Source organism: Streptomyces sp. NBC_00568, assembly GCF_026341855.1.
Taxonomy (GTDB): Bacteria; Actinomycetota; Actinomycetes; order Streptomycetales; family Streptomycetaceae; genus Streptomyces.
The window spans coordinates 6202183-6222374 of the sequence record NZ_JAPENW010000001.1; the positions used below are offsets into that span (position 1 = coordinate 6202183).

Consider the following 20192-nt stretch of genomic DNA (forward strand, 5'->3'; position numbering starts at 1 on the left):
TGGGATGACATGAGCGGAGACGGTCAGGGAACACGCCACTGGTTCGACGACGAGGCCGGACCGGTGGTCCGTCCGTACGCCATGACACGCGGCCGCACCACCAGCGCGGCCCAGCACCGCCTCGATCTGATCGCGGTAGTGGTCACGGAACAGCACGCCGAGGACCCCGAGGCCGACCACACACTGTCCCCGGAACACGTGGACATCGTCGAACTCTGCCGTGACGCTCCCCAGTCGGTCGCCGAACTCGCGGCGGAACTCGATCTGCCCATCGGAGTGGTGCGGGTCCTCATCGGGGACCTGGTGGACGACGAAATGGTCCATGTGACACGTCCCGTACCCCCTGCCGAGCTGCCGGACGAGAGTATTCTGCGCGACGTGATCAGCGGCCTCCGGGCGCTCTGAGCTGGGCGGAAACGGGGAACAGACGTGACAGGCTGGCAGTTCTGGGTCGACCGGGGCGGTACTTTCACGGACATCGTCGCGCGGCGCCCCGACGGTCGCCTGCTCACGCACAAACTCCTGTCCGACAATCCGGCCCGCTACGCCGACGCCGCCGTCGCGGGCGTCCGTGAACTCCTCGGTGACGCGGGGGACGCCGCGGGCGCCCCGGTCGACGTCGTCCGGATGGGCACCACCGTCGCCACCAACGCCCTGCTGGAACGCAAGGGCGAGCGCACGCTCCTGGTGACCACCCGGGGCTTCCGCGACGCCCTGCGCATCGCCTACCAGAACCGCCCCCGCATCTTCGCCCGCGCGATCGAGCTCCCCGAGCTGCTCCACGAGCGGGTCGTCGAGGTCGACGAACGGATCGCCGCCGACGGCACGGTCCTGCGCGCCCCCGACCTGGACGCCCTCGCCGTACCCCTCCAGGAGGCGTACGACGACGGGATCCGCGCGGTCGCCGTCGTCTGTATGCACAGCCACCTCCACCCCGCGCACGAACAAGCCGTGGGTGAGCTGGCGGCCCGCGTCGGCTTCCCGCAGATCTCCCTCTCCAGCGAGGTCAGCCCGCTGATGAAGCTGGTGCCCCGCGGTGACACGGCCGTCGTCGACGCCTACCTGTCGCCCGTGCTGCGCCGCTACGTCCGACGCGTCGCCGATGAACTCCGGGGCGTACGGCTGATGTTCATGCAGTCCAACGGAGGCCTCGCCGAGGCCGGTCAGTTCCGCGGCAAGGACGCCATCCTGTCCGGACCCGCGGGTGGCATCGTCGGCATGGCCCGGATGTCGCAGCTCGCCGGTTTCGACCGCGTCATCGGCTTCGACATGGGAGGCACGTCCACGGACGTCTCCCACTTCGCCGGAGAGTACGAGCGGGTCTTCACCACGCAGATCGCCGGGGTCCGGCTGCGCGCCCCCATGCTGGACATCCACACCGTCGCCGCTGGCGGCGGATCGGTGCTCCACTTCGACGGCTCCCGCTACCGGGTGGGCCCCGACTCGGCCGGCGCCGACCCCGGGCCAGCGTGCTACCGGAGCGGCGGCCCACTGACGGTCACCGACGCCAACGTCGCACTCGGCCGCATCCAGCCCGATCACTTCCCGAAGGTGTTCGGCCCCGGCGGGGACCAGCCTCTCGACGGCGCCCTGGTCCGCGACCGGTTCACGGCGCTCGCGCGCGAGATCCGCGAGAGGACCGGCGACGACCGCACCCCGGAACAGGTCGCCGAGGGCTACCTCCAGATCGCCGTGGCCAACATCGCCAACGCCGTCAAGCGCATCTCCGTACAGAAGGGCCACGACGTCACCCGCTACGCGCTGACCACCTTCGGCGGCGCCGGTGGCCAGCACGCGTGCATGGTCGCCGACTCGCTCGGCATCCGCACCGTCCTCGTCCCGCCGATGGCAGGCGTCCTGTCCGCCCTCGGCATCGGACTCGCCGACACGACAGCCATGCGTGAACAGTCCGTCGAGGCGCCCCTGGAACCGCTCTCGATGCCGGGCATCCTCAAGACGGCCGACGACCTGGAGGGCGCCACCCGCGCCGAACTCCTCGCCGAGGACGTCCCCGAGCACCGCATCCGGATCACGCGCCGGGCCCAGCTCCGCTATGACGGCACGGACACGGCGCTGACCGTCGAGCTCACCGAGCCCGACACCATGACCCACGCCTTCGAAGAACGCCATCGCGCCACCTACTCCTTCACCCTCGACCGCCCGGTCGTCGTCGAAGCCCTCTCCGTGGAAGCCACCGGTCTCACCGAACCCCCCGATCTGTCCGCCCTCGCCCCCTACGGAGCCGCACCCGCGTCTGCCCCGGCCACCCGGGAGACGGTCAGACTCCACACGGGCGGCACCTGGCGCGACGTGCCCCTGCACCGCCGTGAGGAACTCCCGCCCGGCGAGACCGTGACGGGACCGGCGATCATCGCCGAATCGGGCTCGACGACCGTCGTCGACGACGGCTGGCGGGCCGCGACGACGGGCGACGGGCATCTGGTCATGGAACGCGCGGTGATCACGGAGAGTTCCGATCTGGCTACGGAAGCGGATCCGGTTCTGCTCGAGGTCTTCAACAACCTCTTCATGTCCATCGCGGAACAGATGGGCGCCCGCCTGGAATCGACCGCCCAGTCCGTCAACATCAAGGAGCGCCTGGACTTCTCCTGCGCCCTGTTCGACCCCGACGGCAACCTGGTCGCCAACGCGCCGCACATCCCGGTCCACCTGGGCTCGATGGGGACGAGCGTCCAGGAGGTCGTGCGGCGGCGCGGCGACAGCATGCGGCCGGGCGACACGTACGCCGTGAACGATCCTTACCACGGGGGTACCCACCTCCCCGATGTCACCGTGATCACCCCGGTCTTCGACACGGAGGGTGACCGGATCCTGTTCTACGTTGCCTCGCGCGGTCACCACGCCGAGATCGGCGGCATCGCCCCGGGCTCCATGCCCGCGAACAGCCGGACCATCGACGAGGAGGGCATCCTCTTCGACAACTGGCTGCTCGCCGAGAACGGCCGCTTCCGCGAGGCGGAGACACTGGCCCTGCTCACCGAGCCGCCCCACCCCTCGCGCAGCCCGAGGACGAACCTCGCCGATCTGCGTGCCCAGATCGCAGCCAACCGGAAGGGCGTCGACGAAGTCGGCCGCATGATCGAGGACTTCGGGCTCGATGTCGTACAGGCGTACATGAAACACGTCCAGGACAACGCGGAGGAAGCGGTACGCCGTGTCATCGACACGCTCGAAGGCGGCGAGTGCGCCTACGAGACCGACTCGGGGGCGGTCATCCGCGTCCGTGTCACCGTGGACCGCGAAGAACGCGCCGCCACCGTCGACTTCACGGGTACGTCCACGCAGCTCACCACCAACTTCAACGCGCCCTTCGCCGTGGTCAACGCCGCCGTCCTGTACGTCTTCCGCACCCTGGTGGACGACGACATCCCGCTCAACGACGGCTGTCTGCGCCCCCTGCGCATCGTGGTGCCGCCAGGCTCGATGCTCGCCCCTGAGCCCCCCGCCGCCGTCGCCGCCGGCAACGTGGAGACCTCCCAGGCGATCACCGGCGCCCTCTACGCGGCCCTGGCCGTGCAGGCCGAGGGCTCCGGCACCATGAACAACGTCACCTTCGGCAACGAGCGCCACCAGTACTACGAGACCGTGGCCTCCGGATCGGGTGCGGGCGACGGCTTCCCCGGCGCCTCGGTCGTCCAGACCCACATGACCAACTCGCGGCTCACCGACCCCGAGGTCCTCGAGTGGCGACTGCCCGTCCAACTCGACGAGTTCGCGATCAGACACGGCAGCGGCGGCCCCGGACACTGGCGTGGCGGCGACGGCGCCGTGCGCCGCATCAAGTTCCACGAACCGATGACCGTCTCGACGCTCTCGCAGCACCGCAGAGTGCCGCCGTACGGCATGGCGGGCGGCGAGCCCGGTGCCCTCGGCGTCAACCGGGTGGAGCACGCCGACGGCACCGTCACGGAACTCGGCGGAAGCGGCGCGGCGGACGTCGGCCCCGGCGACGTACTCGTCATCGAAACCCCCGGCGGCGGAGGCTACGGCCCACCGCCGCGCGACCCCCATCAAGCAGGAGAAGAGATCGATGATCTTCGGGCGTTCTGAGCGCGGCAAGCCTCCGGTCGAGCCCGTCACGCTCAAGATCCTGGTGGCCGGCGGCTTCGGCGTGGGCAAGACGACCCTCGTCGGCGCGGTCAGCGAGATCAAGCCGCTGCGCACCGAGGAACTCCTCACGGAGGCGGGCCGGCCCATCGACGACACCAGCGGCGTGGAGGGCAAGCACACCACCACCGTCGCCATGGACTTCGGCCGGATCACCCTCCGCGAGGACCTGGTGCTCTACCTGTTCGGCACCCCCGGCCAGGACCGTTTCTGGTTCCTCTGGGACGAGCTCGCCACCGGCGCCCTGGGCGCCGTCGTGCTGGCCGACACCCGCCGCCTGGAGGACTGCTTCGCCGCGGTCGACTACTTCGAACGGCGGTCCATACCCTTCGTCGTCGGGGTCAACTGTTTCGAGGAATCCGCCCGTTACCCCGCGGAAGCCGTCCGTCAGGCCCTCGACCTCGACCCGGGTGTGCCCGTCGTCCTCTGCGACGCGCGGGACCGGGAGTCCGTCAAGGAGGTCCTCATCCGCGTCGTCCAGCACGCGATGGCCTACGCCGCCGCGCTCCGGGAGACCGTCACCACCTGACGCGCGACCCGACGCGCCCGCAGTGCCGAGCCCGTCACGCAGGACGGGTGCGGCCCGTACCCCCGCCGACCGGGGTACGGGCCGCGGTCTGCACGCGCGCGTGGTTCACGCGGGACGCACGCGCGCGTGGACACCCGTTCCGCGCCGACGCTCCGTCGGCGTGGACGCGGGAGTCAGCCGATGGCGTCGTCGTGCCAGCCGAAGCTCTTCTCCACCGCCTTGCGCCAGTTCTGGTACTCGCGGTCGCGCACCGAGCTCTCCATGGACGGTGTCCATTCGACGTCCTTCTGCCAGTGCGTCTTCAGCTCGTCGAGGTCGTTCCACACGCCGGTCGCGAGCCCCGCCGCGTACGCGGCGCCCAGACAGGTCGTCTCGGAGACCTTCGGACGGATCACCGGCACACCGAGGACATCCGCCTGGTGCTGCATCAGCAGATTGTTCTTGGTCATGCCGCCGTCCACCTTCAAGGTGGTGATCTGCACCCCGGAGTCCTGGTACATGGCGTCCACGACCTCGCGTGTCTGCCAGCTCGTCGCCTCCAGGACCGCGCGCGCGAGGTGCGCCTTCGTGACGTACCGCGTGAGACCGGTGACCACTCCGCGGGCGTCCGAGCGCCAGTAGGGGGCGAACAGGCCCGAGAAGGCGGGAACGATGTACGCACCGCCGTTGTCCTCGACGCTCGCCGCGAGCGTTTCGATCTCGTCGGCGGAACGGATGATGCCCAACTGGTCGCGGAACCACTGCACCAGCGCGCCCGTGATCGCGATCGACCCCTCCAGGCAATAGACCGGCGCCTCCGTGCCGATCTTGTAGCCCATGGTCGTCAGCAGTCCGTTCTTCGAGGGAACGGGACGGTTGCCGGTGTTCAGCAGCAGGAAACTGCCCGTGCCGTAGGTGTTCTTGGCCGTGCCGACGTCGTAGCAGGCCTGTCCGAAGATCGCCGCCTGCTGGTCGCCGAGCGCCGACGCGACCGGGACGCCACCGAGTTGGCCCACGGCGGTGCCGTACACCTCGGCGGAGGACCTGATCTCGGGGAGCACCGCTTCGGGGATGTTCATGGCGGAGAGGATGGACGGGTCCCACTGGAGCGTTTCCAGGTTCATCAGCATGGTGCGCCCGGCGTTGGTCACGTCGGTGACGTGCCGCCCGCCGTCCGTGCCACCGGTCAGGTTCCAGATGAGCCACGAGTCGATCGTGCCGAAGGCGATCTCACCGCGCTCGGCGCGCGTGCGCAGGCCCGGGACGTTGTCGAGCAGCCAGGCCGCCTTGGGCCCGGAGAAGTAGCTGGCCAGGGGCAGTCCGGTCTGCTCGCGGAAGCGGTCCTGGCCGTCCGAGCCGCCCAGTTCGTTGCAGAGCGCCGACGTACGGGTGTCCTGCCAGACGATCGCGTTGTGGACGGGCTTGCCGGTGGCGCGGTCCCACAGGACCGTCGTCTCGCGTTGGTTGGTGATGCCGAGCGCGCTCAGCTGGTCGGCGCGCAGCCCGGCCTTGGCGATCGCTCCCGCGACCACGGCCTGCACCTTGGACCAGATCTCGGTGGCGTCGTGCTCCACCCAGCCCGGCTTGGGGAAGATCTGGCGGTGTTCGCGCTGGTCGACGGCGACGATCGCGCCGTCCTGGTCGAAGATGATGCAGCGGCTGGAAGTGGTGCCCTGGTCGATTGCGGCGACGTATTTCTCGGCGTTGTCCGTCATGACGTCCCCTTACGTGTTCTTCGTCAGGAGGCTGCGTTCTCGTCAGGAGCGTGTGTTCTTGTCAGGTGGCTGCGGTTTCGGGGGAGGCGGCGATGCGTCAGAAGGCCACGTTGTAGATCCCGGCGCCGATGGCGGCACCCACGATCGGGCCCACCACCGGAATCCAGGAGTAGCTCCACTCCGAGGTGCCCTTGTTGGGAATGGGCAGCAGCGCGTGGGTGAGGCGCGGTCCCAGGTCGCGGGCCGGGTTGATCGCGTACCCCGTGGGACCGCCCAGCGAGAGGCCGATGCCCACGACGAGGAAGGAGATGAGCAGGACCGGCAGGCCCGCGTCGCCGATGCCCGCGACGTGCTTGCTGCCGCCGACCAGCCCGAGGATGGGCAGCATCAGGGCGGCGGTGGCGATGATCTCGGTGATCAGGTTCTGCACCGGGTTGTCGATCTCGGGGCGCGTCGAGAAGATCCCCAGCGTCTCGATGGCCTTGTCCTCCTCGGCGTTGAGGTTGAACTGGCCGAGGTAGAGCAGCCAGCACAGGGCGGCCCCGATGATGGCTCCGGCGAACTGTCCGAGGATGTAGAAGGGCACGTCCTCCCACTTCGTGGAGCCCTCGATCGCGAATCCGATCGTGACCGCCGGGTTGATCTGCCCTCCCGACAGCGGCGCCGACGTGTAGGCGCCGGCGAGGACGCCGAAGCCCCACCCGAAGGCGATGACGACCCAGCCGGCCCCCTGGGCCTTCGACTTGTTCAGTGTCACGGCGGCGCACACACCCGCGCCGAACAGAATCAGAATCGCGGTGCCGATCAACTCGCCGACAAAGATGTCTCCGTTGCTCATGGCGGCTCCTAGGCCTTCGCCCGGGGCGATCCGCTCCGGGCCACCGTGCAGGGTGCGTTTCCCATGGCTACTTCAGCCGAAGGCAGGGAGATCCCGCGCCCCGCCCGGCGTCCGTGACGAGCGTGCCGTCGCAGCGGAATCGCCCGTGGGGACGGCCCTGGGTACAGGTCGGAGACCCGAACGGTGCGGTGCTTGAAGACGCCCGAATGCGGCGATGCCGACTGACACCCGGAAGTGTTCACCGGCACCCAGGGGCCGTCAAGGTCGTGGACCGCAACGGTTCGAAGGGCACAAAGAGGACGCTCCACGGAGGGACGTCGGTGAGGGCGGCGGGCGGACCGACGGCACGGCGGCGGTTCGCCCGTCGCGTCGCCCACCGACCGGATCCGCCGGCGGGTGCCGCGGTGGCGCCGTTCGAGACCGGCAAGGATCGAGGGCATCGGCGGCCTACTCGTGGACCACTCGTCGCCAGAGCGGTGAGAGGGCAGAGGTCGGCGGCCGGCCGCGAGCCGCCTGCGGCCGGCGGTCAGGGGCGAGCGAATCGGTGAGTGAGTCGGTGAGGCGGTGAGTGAGTGAGCGAGTCGGCCGGTCAGCCGGTCAGTGTCTGCCCGTACGGCTCCATCGGCGCGGTCCCCGTGCCGCGGCGGATCTCGTGACCGGGCAGCCCCGCTCGTCCCAGCACCCAACTCGCCCCGTTCAGCGCCTTGGCGGCTTGCTTGAGGGGCGCCAGACAGGCGGCCGCCTGCCGGTGATCGCTCACGCTGCCGGGGGCGCACACCACCGTGGCCAGCGACATCGTGACGGCGCGCCCGCCCGCCGCCCAGGGCGCATCGAGCACCGAGGCCGCCAGCGGACCGAGGGTGTCCGGGTCGGCGAGGACCAGGAAGTCGTCGCCGCCGATGTGCCCGACGCGCGTCGCCTCGGACGCCGATACCTGCAACGCCCGCCCCACCGCCCGGATCAGCTCGTCGCCGGCCGCGAACCCCGCGCCGTCGTTGACCTGCTTGAAGTGGTCGACGTCCAGCCAGCTCAGCGCGAACATCCGGCCGTCCGCGATCCGCCGGTCGACCTCCCCGGTGATCGCGTCCGAACCGGGCAGCCGGGTCAGCGGGTTGAGCCCCGCCGCCTCCTCGACCCGGTTTTCGGACAGCGCCCGTACGAGGTCCGCGAGGCGCACGACGCCCACGCACCGCCCGTACCGGTCGACGACCGCGACGTCGTCGGACGTACGGTCCCGGTCCCCGTCCGCGACGACGTCGAGCACCTCCCACGCCGTGGCGTCGACGCCGACCGTACGCGGAGGATCTCCCAGTCTGGCGGCCGGCCGATCGGCGTACAGCGCATGCCCGTAGCGCCCGGACATCGACAACAGGAACCGTGACCGGTGCACCGACCGGACCGGAATCCCGGAAGGGTTCACGAGCAACACGCCGGACACGTCGGGCGACCCGGTGAGCAACGCCCTGACCTGCCCTGCCGATGCGGTTGCCGGCAGCAGCGCGGCCGGGCGCACGAACTGCCGTACGGACGGCCCGGACCGGGGCGTGGTGACGGCGCCGGGCGACAGCGCCGGAACGTATACGTCCGCCGAGGGCAGCCGGGCGGGCGGTGCGAACAGCTCGCCCTGCGCCAGTTGCGCGCCCGCCGACACCGCGGCGGCGCACTGCAGTTCCGTCTCGACGCCTTCGACGGACAGCAGCGCGCCCAGTTGCTCGCACAGTGTCCGCATGGCGCGTACCGCGGCGGGTCGCGACAGCAGGGACGCATCGAGCTTCATCAACTCGGGCGCGAGGTCTGTCAGCAGCCGCAGGGGTACGTCGCCGTCGCCGATCCCGTCCGCGCAGATCCGGAAGCCCTCTTCGCGCACCACGGCCACCGCCTCCAGCAGCGCCTGCTGCGGAACGTGCGTGTACGGCGGGCCGATGTCGACGGTGACCTCCCAGGGCAGCCGCCCGGCCTCCCGCACCGCGTTCCGCAGCGCCGAGAGCCTGCCGAGGTCGGCCAGGGTTCCGGCGAACACGTTGACGTGCAGGGGCAGCAGCGTCTCCTTGCGGGCGGCGACCCGGATGGCCAACGCGGCCAGCCGCCCGTCGAGTTCGGGATCACGGCGGGCCTGCGCCAGGATGTCGCCGGACTCCGGACGGGCGAGTATCTCCAGCGCCGCGACCCCTCCGGTCGTCAGATTGACGACCGGCTGGAAGGCGAAGCGGACAGTATCCGTCCTGGAGGGCACGGCAGCAGCATGCCGCCGTCGATGTGCGCCGGTGCGCGATTCATATGGTGTTCACGCAGGATTCCCAAGTCGTCACAATGGGTGCGTACGGGCATCCGGACGCGCCGCTCAGACCTTTGCGGAGACTGGTTCGAGCGCGGGCTCGTCCGGGTGGGAAACGGGGTGATGGTTGGTGTCGCGGCAGGGCGGAGTGACGGCCGGCCGCCCCCTGACCGTGGCCCCGGCCGGACCATGCGGGGCTACCGCACCGCGACGACGGAGGAGCCGTGGCCGAACAGCCCCTGATTCGCGGTGATCCCGACGCGGGCCCCGGCGACCTGCCGGTCACCCGCACCGTCCCGCAACTGCCAGGTCAGCTCGCACACTTGGGCGATGGCCTGTGCCGGGACGGCCTCTCCGAAGGAAGCGAGCCCGCCGCTGACGTTCACCGGTATGCGTCCGCCGAGCGCTGTCTCCCCCTCGCGCAGCAGCTTCGCGGCCTCGCCCTCCCCGCAGAGCCCGAGATCCTCGTACCACTGCAGCTCCAGGGCGGTGGACAGGTCGTACACCTCGGCGACCGAGAGATCCTCGGGCCCGATCCCCGCCTCCTCGTACGCCGCTCGGGCGATCGACGCCCGGAAGGTGCCGCCCGCGGGCTCCACCGCGACCGCGGAGTCCGTGGCGATGTCCGGCAGGTCCAGCACGGTGTTGGGATAGCGCGGCGTCACCGTCGACACCGCGCGGATCCGCACCGGCTCCGACGCCCCGTGCCGGCGCGCGAACTCCATACTGGCCAGCACCACGGCCGCACCGCCGTCGGAGGTCGCGCAGATGTCGAGCAGCCGCAGCGGATCGGCGACCACGGCCGACCCGGCGACCTCCTCCGCGGTGACCCTCTTGCGGTAGCGCGCGTTCGGGTTGAGCGCGCCCAGCGCCGCGTTCTTCACCTTGACCTGGGCGAAGTCCTCCGGAGTGTCGCCGTACAGAGCCATCCGGCGGCGTGCGTACAACCCGAAGTACGTCGGATTCGTCGCCCCGAGAACACGGAAGCGCAGCCAGTCCGGATCGTCCTGCCGGTCCCCGCCCGCGGGACGGAAGAAGCCCTTGGGCGCCGCGTCCGCGCCCACCACGAGGACCACGTCCGCGAGACCCGAAAGGATCTGCGCACGCGCCGTGCCGAGGGCCTGGGCCCCGGACGCGCACGCCGCGTACACGCTGGCGACGCGCGCCCCCTGCCATCCGAGCGCCTTCGCGAACGTCGCCCCCGCCACATACCCCGGATAGCCTCCGCGCACGGTGTCGGCGCCCACGATCGAGCCGACGTCCCGCCAGTCGATCCCCGCGTCGGTCAGTGCCGCGCGCGCCGCCACGACCCCGTACTCGACGAAACGTCGCCCCCACTTGCCCCATGGGTGCATTCCCACGCCGAGCACCGCCACATCGCCGTTCATAGCGCCACCTCCGTCCGCTGTGCGCCCTTCATGTCGTCACCCCTGTAGGCCGCCAGTGCCAGGTCGTCCAGGTCGTCTCCGTGTCCTCGTGCAGCACACCGGGGACGACCTCCACCTCCATGCCCACCGTCAGATCGGCGACGGTGATCCCGGGAGCCGCCTGGCCGAGGACCACGAGGCGCTCGGATTCCAGCTCCACAGCGATCAACGCGTAGGGCTTCCAGGAGAGTTCCGGATCGGTCACATAGGGTGACGGAGGTCGGTACCGGCTGTCGGTGTACGACCAGACGCGGCCCCGGGAGGGCAGCGGCACCTCGGCCAGCTCGCCGCCCGCACACCCCGGATTGCGGCAGAAGGCGTCCTCGCGGGGGAAGAAGACCGAGGTGCACGCCGAGCAACGGGTGCCCAGCAGGCGGAAGTCGTTACCGTCCCCGGTGAACCACCCGGCGACGACGGGTGTACGTGAGCGCGACAAGATCCCTCCACGACACTGGATCTGACGGAACGTCAGAAGTGTGCCACGGGCAACGGGAATTGGGCAGGGCATCGGTGAACCACTGATGCCGCCCGGGCGTCGGAGTACCTGTGGGGGTGGCCGGGGCCCACGGGGGTGGTTCCGGCCACCCGATCCTGACCACCCTGAAGACGTCCGTTCGGTGATCCGCTACAGTCCGCGGCGTGTCAGCATCCCCGCACCCACCCGCCGACTTCGCGCCCGATTCGCACTGTTCCAGCTGCGGCGCCCCCTACGGAGAGGGCATCTCCGGCTGGCCCCGCACCTGCGCCGCCTGCGGCACGGTGGCCTACCGCAATCCCCTGCCGGTCGCGGTGGCCCTGCAGCCCGTCTACGACGACAGGGGGTCCTCCTTGGTCGTCATCACCCGGACCATCTCTCCCGCGCGCGGGGGCGTTGCCCTGCCCGGGGGATTCATCGACCACCGGGAGGACTGGCGGCACGCCGTCGTGCGTGAGCTCAAGGAAGAGACGGGCATCGACGCGGCGAGCAGGGACGTGCGGCTCGCCGACGCGATGAGCTCTCCAGCGGGTCATCTGCTGCTCTTCGGGCTCCTCCCGGAACGCCCGGCCGCCGATCTGCCGCAGTCCGCCGCCACGGACGAGACGGAAGGCTGGCATCTGCTCCGCAGGCCGGCCGAACTCGCCTTCCCGCTCCACACCCTGGCGGCCCGGGCCTGGTTCGAGGGACGGTACATCTGAGGGTCAGCGTGCCCCCAGCCCCCGCACCCGCACGGGATACGGCGGCTCGCCAGGGTCCTCCCCGGCCCGCCGTACCACCACCTCGTCACCTTCCCAGCGGGTCACGTAACGCTCGGCCTCCGGTTCCTCCCAGCCGTCACCCGCGTCCGGCACGACGAGCCCGCCTCCGGTGCGCCCGCGCGCGGGCGCCCACGCCTCCAGCTCCAGACCGCCGTCCGCACCGCGTACGGGCACGACGGCACCGGCCCGCGCAAGCACCGGAATCCGCGACAAGGGGGCGTCGATCAGCACCTGCGCCGGTCCCTCGTACGCCGCCCCGGTGACCGTGTCGTACCAACGCCCCCGCGGCAGCTGCACCGCCCGCCGCTCCGTCCCGTGATCCAGTACGGGGGCCACGAGGAGGCTGTCGCCGAGCAGGAAGGCGTCCTCGCAGTCGCGCAGCGACCGGTCCTCCGGCGCACCCCACCACAGAGGCCGCACATACGGGGCACCCGTGCGGCGCGCCAGGTGCGCCAACGTCATGAAGTACGGGAGCAGCCGACGTCGTTCGACGAGCGCCACGCGCGCGTGCTCCAGAACCTCGTCACCGAACCCCCAGGGCTCCCTTCGCCCGGCTCGCAGGCTCGCGTGCGTACGGAACAGCGGCAGATACGCCCCGAGCTGGAACCACCGCAGATAGAGCTCGGGCGACGGGCTGCCGTCGAAGCCGCCCACGTCGGGTCCCGAGTAAGGCACCCCGCACAGCCCGAGCCCCATCACCAGGGACAACGACGCCCGCAACCCCGGCCAGCCCGTGGCCACATCGCCGGACCAGGTCCCCCCGTAGCGCTGCAGTCCGGCCCACCCCGAGCGCGAGAAGAGGAACGGCCGCTCCTGGGGAGCGAGTTCACGCAGCCCCTCGTAGGCGGCCCGGGCCATGCCCAGCGCGTACACGTTGTGCGCCTCGCGGTGGTCACCGCCGCGGCCCTCCAGGGAGTGCCGGGCCGAACGCGGCAGCGTCGACTCCCCGAAGGCCGTGAACGACGTCGGCTCGTTCATGTCGTGCCAGAACCCCGCGAACCCCTGCGCGAGCCGCTCCTTGTAGAGCCCGCCCCACCAGGCACGCGCCCGCGCGTGCGTGAAGTCCGGATAGACGGACTCCCCGGGCCACACGACCCCCTTCACGAGCTGTCCCGAGGCATCCCGCACAAAGGCGTCCTCCGCGAGACCGCTGTCGTACACGGCGTTGCCCGGCTCGGCCTTGACCGCCGGGTCGACGATCGACACCAGGCGGATTCCGTCGCGCCGCAGCTCGTCCGCGAGTACGGGAAGCTTCGGGAAGTTGTCGCGATCGACCGTGAACACCTGATGGGCGTCGTAGTGGTCGATGTCCAGGTGCACGGCGTCAAGCGGCAGGCCGCGCTCCTGATAGCCCGCGACGATCCGCCGCACCTCCTGCTCGCTGCCGAAGCCCCACCGCGCGTGCTGATGCCCCAGGGCCCAGGCGGGTGGCAGCGCGGCCGCGCCGGTCAGCGACGCCCAGGCGTGCAGCACGCGCGCGGGAGTCCCGACCATCACCCAGCAGCGCAGCGGGCCGCCGTCCATACGCAGCTCGCACGATCCGGCGCGGTCGTGCCCGGAGCCTGCGCCCTCCTCGCCCTCGCGCAGGGTCACGGTGCCGTCCCACGGCGTGTCGTGGAACACGAGGTGCGTGGCCGCGTCGGCGACCACCATCTGCACGGGCATCGTGAGGTACAGCGGATCGTCGCCCGGCCCGAAAGCCCGCCCCGGGTCCGTGTTCCACAGCCGGTACGTCCCGTCGCGCAGCCGGGAACCCGCGGCCCTCCCACCCAGACCGAAGAAACGGGCGTCGGCCGCGACTTCGGAACGCTGCATCCAGCGGGCCGCGCCGCCCTCGACGGGTTCCCACCACCGGGGCGGCAGGTCGCGACGCAGGATCACTCCGCCGGGGGTGAGCACCTCGACCGCGCCGTGCCGGGAGACCACGACCGTGACCCGCTCGGCCACGACCCGCCAGCCGCCGTCCTTGTCCGGCTCCAGGACGGCCCGCAGGTCCGGCTCCGGGCAGCGCCCGGCGAGCGCGTACGACGGCTCCGGCGCGACCGCGTCCCAGCCCCAGAACACCGCTCCGCTCACCGCGACCGTGATCCGCAGCTCCGACCGGGTGAACCGGACGACCCCGCCGCCGGGGCCCGGCTCCACACCGAGCACCGGCCCGGGCACCCGGGCCCGCTCGGTGCCCCGGCGCGGCAACCCGGCGGCGTCGGCACGCCTCCTGCGCCATGCGGCACGCACCGTCAGCAGCCCTTGAGCAGCACCCCCCGAGCCGACCGCTTTCACCGAACGCACCAGGTCACGACCGTCCATGGTGCTCACCCTGCCACTAGCGGAACCCTACGAGTGAGCCGTTCAACTGCCGTTCACCTGTAGCGACACCACATCTTCATGTCGCCGACTATGTGTGGCGTGCCCTGGTGCAGAAGTCGATCACATGGCATCGTCCGTGTCAGCCGCGTGACGCGCACACCCCCGCTCGTGCGCGACCGACGCACACGACGCGCACAGTCCGGGAGCCGCTCCATGTCCACTCCGAACCCCTCACCGCTCTGGCAGCCCACCGACGAGGTCATCGCCCAGGCACAGATCACGAAGTTCCAGGCTTGGGCGGCCGAACGGCACGGAGCCCCGTCCGACGGCGGCTACGCGGCCTTGCACCGCTGGTCGGTCGACGAGCTGGACACCTTCTGGAAAGCCGTCACCGAGTGGTTCGACGTACGGTTCTCGACCCCCTACGCGCGCGTGCTCGGCGACCGCTCCATGCCCGGTGCCGAGTGGTTCCCCGGAGCGTCCCTCAACTACGCGGAGCACGCCCTGCGCGCCGCGGAGACCCGCGCGGACGAACCGGCCCTTCTGTATGTCGACGAGACCCATGAGCCGGTCCCCGTGACGTGGTCCGACCTGCGCCGCCAGGTCGGCTCCCTCGCCGCCGAGCTGCGCGCCCTCGGCGTACGCCCCGGAGACCGCGTCAGCGGCTATCTCCCGAACATTCCCCAGGCCGTGGTCGCCCTGCTCGCCACGGCCGCCGTGGGCGCGGTCTGGACTTCCTGCGCCCCCGACTTCGGTGCCCGCAGCGTCCTCGACCGCTTCCAGCAGGTCGAACCCGTGGTCCTCTTCAGCGTCGACGGCTACCGCTACGGCGGCAAGGAGCACGACCGCCGCGACGAGGTCGCCGAACTGCGCCGTGAACTGCCCACCCTGCGCGCCGTCGTGCACATCCCGCTGCTGGGCACCGAGGCACCCGAGGGCGCCCTGGACTGGTCGGCCCTGACCTCCGCCGACGTGGAGCCCGTCTTCGAGCAGGTCCCCTTCGACCACCCTCTGTGGGTGCTCTACTCCTCCGGCACGACAGGCCTCCCCAAGGCCATCGTCCAGTCCCAGGGCGGCATCCTCGTCGAGCACCTCAAGCAGCTCGGCCTGCACTGTGACCTGGGCCCCGAGGATCGCTTCTTCTGGTACACGTCCACCGGCTGGATGATGTGGAACTTCCTCGTCTCCGGTCTGCTCACGGGCACCACGATCGTCCTGTACGACGGCAGCCCCGGGTACCCGGACACGGGCGCCCAGTGGCGCATCGCCGAACGCACGGGAGCGACCCTCTACGGCACGTCCGCCGCGTACGTCATGGCCTGTCGCAAGGCCGGCGTCCACCCCTCACGCGACTTCGACCTCACCCGCGTCCGGTGCGTCGCCACCACCGGCTCGCCCCTGCCGCCCGACGGATTCCGCTGGCTGCACGACGAGGTCCGCGACGACCTGTGGATCGCCTCCGTCAGCGGCGGCACGGACGTGTGCTCCTGCTTCGCGGGAGCGGTACCGACGCTCCCCGTGTACATCGGGGAACTCCAGGCCGCCGGCCTCGGCACCGACCTCCAGTCCTGGGACCCCAGCGGAAAGCCCCTCACGGACGAGGTCGGCGAGCTGGTCGTCACCAACCCGATGCCGTCGATGCCCATCCGCTTCTGGAACGACCCCGACGGCAGCCGCTACCACGACAGCTACTTCGACACATATCCCGGAATGTGGCGTCACGGCGACTGGATCACCGTCACCTCACGAGGCTCGGTCGTCATCCACGGCCGCTCCGACTCGACGCTCAACCGGCAGGGCGTGCGCATGGGCTCGGCCGACATCTACGAAGCCGTCGAGCGACTCCCCGAGATCAAGGAGTCGCTCGTCATCGGCATCGAACAGCCCGACGGCGGCTACTGGATGCCGCTCTTCGTCCACCTCGCCCCCGGAGCCGTCCTCGACGAGGACCTCCTGAACCGCATCAAGCGGACCATCCGGGAACAGCTCTCGCCCCGCCACGTCCCCGACGAGGTCATCGAAGTGCCCGGAGTGCCCCACACCCTCACCGGCAAGCGCATCGAGGTGCCCGTCAAACGCCTCCTCCAGGGCGCCCCCATGGAGAAGGCGGTCAACATCGGCTCCGTGGACAACGTCGAGCTCCTGCGCTTCTACGAAGAGCTGGCCCGCAAGCGCGGCTGATCAGCCTCCGTAGGTGGCCTCGGACTCGCCGAGCACAGCGGCGAAGTCCGAGGCCAGGCGCACGGCGTCGGCGGGCGCGAGTTCCGCGACCGAGATGCGTACTCCGGGCGGGGTCGAGGTGCGGAAGCGCGCACCCGCCGCGACCCACCATCCGTACGAACGCAGCCCGTTCACGACGGCCGACTCGTCCCCCACCGGTACCCAGACGTTCAGCCCGCTCACGCCATGGGCCGCCATGCCCCGGTCGGCGAGCTCATGGACGAGTGCGTTCCGACGCAGCGTGTACACGTCCCGCGCGCGCGCCACCAACGCGCGCGTGCCCTCGTCCGTCATCAGTCCGTGCACCGTCTCCTGCAACAGATGACTGACCCAGCCCGATGTCAGCAGCAGGCGGCCGTCGTGCCGGGCCAGGGTCGTCGGATCGCACGCCGCGGCCGCCCATCGCAGATCGGTCCCCAGGAACTTGCTCACCGTCCGCACATGGACCCACCGGGCCAGGCCGCCGCTGGTCAGGGTGTGCAGCGGTGCGTCGGCCACCGACGACGCGTGATCGTTCTCCATGACCAGCACATCGGGCTCCGCCTGAAGGACGTCGACCAGTGCGTCCCGCCGTGCCTCCGAGAAGCCGCCGCCGTAGGGGTTCTGCGCCCGCGGGCTGCACACCACCGCGCGTACCCCCGCCCGTAGTGCCGCGCGCAGGGCCTCGGGACGGATGCCCTGGTCGTCCACCGCGACCGGAATCGTGCGCAGTCCCAGCGCCGTGACCAGATCCAGCAGATGGTGATAGCCGGGGTCCTCCATCGCGACGGCGTCCCCGGGACGCAACTCCACCGACAGCAGGCGGCCGATCAGATCCAGCGCGCCATGAGCGAACGTCACGTGCTCCGTCGGTACTCCGTCGGGCCCCAGCCAGTCGCGCACCACGTCCTCCAGCCGTGCCAGACGCGGCGTACTCCGGTGCGATCGCGCACCGGGGGAGAGCCGCGACGGCGGCACCAGATGGGGGAGGAGTTCGGGGTCCGGATGCCCGCCCGCCACGTCGCGCAGCCCGTCAGGCACACGCGGCGGCCGCCGTGACGCCACCGCGGGCGCGGCGGCGACCACGGTCCCGCCGCGCCCGCGGGTCACCACGATCGCGCGCCGCCGCAACTCCTTGTACGCCGTCGCGACCGTCCCCGGGCTCACGCCGAGCAGATCGGCCAGGGCGCGCACCGGAGGCAGTGCGGTGCCCGGCTCCAACGCGCCTTCGGCAACGCCTCGTTCGACGGACGCGGCAATTCCCTTGGCCGTCGTACCACTGATCCCATATTGTGTTGCCACGTTATTGATTATGTATCAATACATAATCCAGGGCAAGGGGGAACAGTGAGTCCGATGCGCCGCGCAGCCGCATGGTCGACCCGCATTCCAGGAGGCCCTGACGGCCGCAGAATGCTCTGGATCGCCCTGTTGGACCGCATCGGCAGTGGACTGTGGGCATCCGTCTCCGTCCTGTACTTCACCTACGTCACCGGTCTCTCGGTCGCGCAGATCGGCACCCTCGTCGCCGCGGCCGGAGCCGTCGGCATCGCGGGCGCGCCCCTGGGCGGTCGCATCGCCGACCGCCTGCCGCTCACCCACGTCCTGATCGCGCTGCAACTCCTGCGCGCCCTCGCCTCCTTCGCGCTGCTGACCACCGACAACTACGCCCTCCTCCTGGCGTTCTCCGCCGCGGGCAGTTTCGGCGACCGCGCCGCGAACGTCCTCACCAAGCTCTACGCCACCCGCGTCGCGGGACCCGACCGTGTCCGCTACCAGGCGGTCACCCGGACCGTCGCCAACGCCGGCTGGGCCCTGGGAGGGCTCGTCGCGGCGGCGGCGCTCACCATCGGCACCACCGCCGCCTACCAATGGCTGCTCGCGGGCGACGCCGTCTCGTTCGCGGCCGTCGCCCTCGCGACCGCCCGCTGCGGCGAACCGCCCTCGGCCACCCGCACGATCGCCACATCGAAGGACCCCGTCCCCACGACGCGGCCGGCCAGTCCGTGGCGCGACCGGACCTACCTCGCCTACGTAGCCACCGAGACCGTCCTCTTCCTCGACGACGCCGTGTTCAAGGTCGGACTGCCGCTGTGGATCGCCCACTCCGACCACGCGCCGCACGGGCTCGCACCACTGCTGATGGTCCTCAACAACGTCATGGTCGTGACTCTCCAGGTCCCCCTGGCCCGCTTCGGCGCCACGACGGCCAAGGCCCGGGCCCTGCTCATGCCGCTCTCCGCCGTCTTCGCCCTCGGAGGCGCCACCATGGCACTCTCCGCCACAGGCGGAGTCGTGGCCGTGACCCTCTTCCTGACCATGGCGGCCGCCGCCTTCACCGTGGCCGAGATGCTGCACGCCACCGTCTCCTGGGAACTCGCGGTAGCCCTCGCCCCCGAAACCGCGCAGGGCACCTATCTCGGTGTCCACGGACTGGCCCAGGCCGCGCAGCGCAGCGTGGGGCCACTCGCCGTCACCGCGGCCATCGCCGCGGGCCCACCCGGCTGGACCATCTTCGGTACATTCATAGCTCTGACCTGCGTGTTTCAGCATCGCATCGTGCGCGACCGGCTCAACCGTCCGGCGTTGTCAGTGCCGCCCGTTACTGTGAGTGAGCATTGATCGACTGCGCACAGGGGGAAAAATGGCGCACACCCAGCACCTCACCATGCGACGCGTCCTGCGCCGCGAAATCGCCGGCACCATCGGCCTGCTGACCGACGAACAGGACTTCCGGGCGATGCGGCGCTACCGCACCTTCGCCTTCGACGACCACACGACCTATCTCCAGCAGGTCGAAGCCCTGCTCAGGACCCTCGCCGCCCAGGGCAGCCACACCACGGTGGCACTCTTCGACCCCGAGGAGTACGCCGAATACTGCGCGGAAAGCGGCCTGGAACCCGACGCCCCGACCAGCCGCACCCGCTTCACCGCGCAACTCGCAGCGACCGGCCCCACCGTTCCCTACGACGGACAGAGCCTCGACCAGCTGGTCCCGGACCTCGTCGACGAAGCGGTCCGCCGAGCCACCTGGGAATACGCGACCACACTCCTGGCCCGCATCGGCACCTGCTCGACCTGCGGAGAGGACATCGGCCGCACCTCCTTCGTCCGCGCCGCCCACCTGCTCACCCGAGTCGTCGGCACCGCGAGCCCTGGAGACCTCCACCTCGTATGCAGCGTCTCGGCGGCACCCGACACACTCGTCGCCGTACTCCGAGCGGAGGAGCGCACCGAAGGTGCCACGCGCCTCGACGAAGCCGAAGCCCTCGAATTCACCACCGTCCTGGCTCTCGGCATCGCCACCGGAAGCGCCGGCGGACTCGTCATGCGCACCACCGCACCCGACACCACCGACCGCGTCTACGGATGGCGTCTGCGCGGAGACACCCTGGAGCCACTCACCGCCGCGGAGGTGTTCGACGCCTACTGCACCGACATCGAATCCGGCGACCTGGTCTCCCCGGAATCGGGCGTCGACTACTGCGTACCGCCCGACCTCGGTGACGAGGTGAAGGGGACGGGACACACGCACTGAACGCGAAAGGGGCGCCCCATC

General features: G+C 70.8%; 14 protein-coding genes. 7 read left to right on the plus strand and 7 right to left on the minus strand.

Going from position 1 to position 20192, the window contains the following annotated elements; genetic code table 11:
* The first annotated feature begins 9 nt into the window (after positions 1-9).
* The 3 genes from OOK38_RS26985 to OOK38_RS26995 are packed head-to-tail and all read left to right on the plus strand — an operon-like array spanning position 10 to position 4657.
* Entirely contained in the window at positions 10-405 is a 396-nt protein-coding gene (locus OOK38_RS26985) for a DUF742 domain-containing protein (RefSeq protein WP_266756317.1), read from the plus strand.
* 24 nt (positions 406-429) lie between these two features.
* Positions 430-4071, plus strand: coding sequence for a hydantoinase B/oxoprolinase family protein (locus OOK38_RS26990; protein ID WP_266848860.1), 3642 nt, complete (start codon positions 430-432; stop codon positions 4069-4071).
* Positions 4052-4657 carry an ATP/GTP-binding protein gene (locus OOK38_RS26995; RefSeq protein ID WP_266756313.1) on the plus strand — a complete coding sequence of 202 codons (606 nt, stop codon included), beginning with the start codon at positions 4052-4054 and terminating at the stop codon, positions 4655-4657. Before OOK38_RS26990 ends, OOK38_RS26995 begins: the two co-directional genes overlap by 20 nt.
* A gap of 173 nt (positions 4658-4830) precedes the next feature.
* On the opposite strand, the gene glpK is transcribed toward OOK38_RS26995, so the two are convergent.
* The 5 genes from glpK to OOK38_RS27020 form a co-directional block, all read right to left on the minus strand.
* Positions 4831-6351 (minus strand): glycerol kinase GlpK, encoded by a 1521-nt coding sequence (glpK, locus tag OOK38_RS27000; RefSeq protein WP_266756311.1) that lies wholly within the window; start codon positions 6349-6351, stop codon positions 4831-4833.
* Positions 6352-6448: 97 nt separating this feature from the next.
* Positions 6449-7189 carry an MIP/aquaporin family protein gene (locus tag OOK38_RS27005; protein WP_266756309.1) on the minus strand — a complete coding sequence of 247 codons (741 nt, stop codon included), beginning with the start codon at positions 7187-7189 and terminating at the stop codon, positions 6449-6451.
* 589 nt (positions 7190-7778) lie between these two features.
* Positions 7779-9422: a GGDEF domain-containing protein gene (locus OOK38_RS27010; protein ID WP_266756307.1), complete on the minus strand. Its 1644-nt coding sequence runs from the start codon at positions 9420-9422 to the stop codon at positions 7779-7781.
* Positions 9423-9661: 239 nt separating this feature from the next.
* Complete coding sequence (locus tag OOK38_RS27015) at positions 9662-10852, minus strand: lipid-transfer protein (RefSeq protein ID WP_266756305.1); 1191 nt, start codon at positions 10850-10852, stop codon at positions 9662-9664.
* A gap of 28 nt (positions 10853-10880) precedes the next feature.
* Positions 10881-11327: a Zn-ribbon domain-containing OB-fold protein gene (locus OOK38_RS27020; protein WP_266848862.1), complete on the minus strand. Its 447-nt coding sequence runs from the start codon at positions 11325-11327 to the stop codon at positions 10881-10883.
* Positions 11328-11530: 203 nt separating this feature from the next.
* Here OOK38_RS27020 and OOK38_RS27025 point away from each other — a divergent pair, with 203 nt between their 5' ends.
* Entirely contained in the window at positions 11531-12067 is a 537-nt protein-coding gene (locus OOK38_RS27025; protein ID WP_266756302.1) for an NUDIX domain-containing protein, read from the plus strand.
* A 3-nt stretch (positions 12068-12070) separates the two neighbouring features.
* Here the strand turns inward: OOK38_RS27025 and OOK38_RS27030 are convergent, their stop codons facing one another.
* Positions 12071-14434, minus strand: coding sequence for a TIM-barrel domain-containing protein (locus OOK38_RS27030; protein WP_266756300.1), 2364 nt, complete (start codon positions 14432-14434; stop codon positions 12071-12073).
* Positions 14435-14647: 213 nt separating this feature from the next.
* Between OOK38_RS27030 and OOK38_RS27035 the strand changes: the two genes are divergently transcribed.
* Positions 14648-16615, plus strand: coding sequence for an acetoacetate--CoA ligase (locus tag OOK38_RS27035; RefSeq protein ID WP_266756298.1), 1968 nt, complete (start codon positions 14648-14650; stop codon positions 16613-16615).
* Here the strand turns inward: OOK38_RS27035 and OOK38_RS27040 are convergent, their stop codons facing one another.
* Positions 16616-17935, minus strand: a complete 1320-nt coding sequence (locus OOK38_RS27040; protein ID WP_266756297.1) for an aminotransferase class I/II-fold pyridoxal phosphate-dependent enzyme — start codon at positions 17933-17935, stop codon at positions 16616-16618.
* 111 nt (positions 17936-18046) lie between these two features.
* Here OOK38_RS27040 and OOK38_RS27045 point away from each other — a divergent pair, with 111 nt between their 5' ends.
* Positions 18047-19255, plus strand: coding sequence for an MFS transporter (locus OOK38_RS27045; RefSeq protein ID WP_266756295.1), 1209 nt, complete (start codon positions 18047-18049; stop codon positions 19253-19255).
* A gap of 22 nt (positions 19256-19277) precedes the next feature.
* Positions 19278-20171: a hypothetical protein gene (locus OOK38_RS27050; RefSeq protein WP_266756293.1), complete on the plus strand. Its 894-nt coding sequence runs from the start codon at positions 19278-19280 to the stop codon at positions 20169-20171.
* Positions 20172-20192: the final 21 nt, after the last annotated feature.

Excerpts from the sequence above, each read along its gene's own strand:
- OOK38_RS26985 (WP_266756317.1), top strand. The coding sequence starts at position 10 with ATGAGCGGAGACGGTCAGGGAACACGCCACTGGTTCGACGACGAGGCC.
- OOK38_RS26995 (WP_266756313.1), top strand. The coding sequence starts at position 4,052 with ATGATCTTCGGGCGTTCTGAGCGCGGCAAGCCTCCGGTCGAGCCCGTC.
- glpK (WP_266756311.1), bottom strand. The coding sequence starts at position 6,351 with ATGACGGACAACGCCGAGAAATACGTCGCCGCAATCGACCAGGGCACC.
- OOK38_RS27005 (WP_266756309.1), bottom strand. The coding sequence starts at position 7,189 with ATGAGCAACGGAGACATCTTTGTCGGCGAGTTGATCGGCACCGCGATT.
- OOK38_RS27015 (WP_266756305.1), bottom strand. The coding sequence starts at position 10,852 with ATGAACGGCGATGTGGCGGTGCTCGGCGTGGGAATGCACCCATGGGGC.
- OOK38_RS27030 (WP_266756300.1), bottom strand. The coding sequence starts at position 14,434 with ATGGACGGTCGTGACCTGGTGCGTTCGGTGAAAGCGGTCGGCTCGGGG.
- OOK38_RS27035 (WP_266756298.1), top strand. The coding sequence starts at position 14,648 with ATGTCCACTCCGAACCCCTCACCGCTCTGGCAGCCCACCGACGAGGTC.
- OOK38_RS27045 (WP_266756295.1), top strand. The coding sequence starts at position 18,047 with ATGCTCTGGATCGCCCTGTTGGACCGCATCGGCAGTGGACTGTGGGCA.
- OOK38_RS27050 (WP_266756293.1), top strand. The coding sequence starts at position 19,278 with ATGGCGCACACCCAGCACCTCACCATGCGACGCGTCCTGCGCCGCGAA.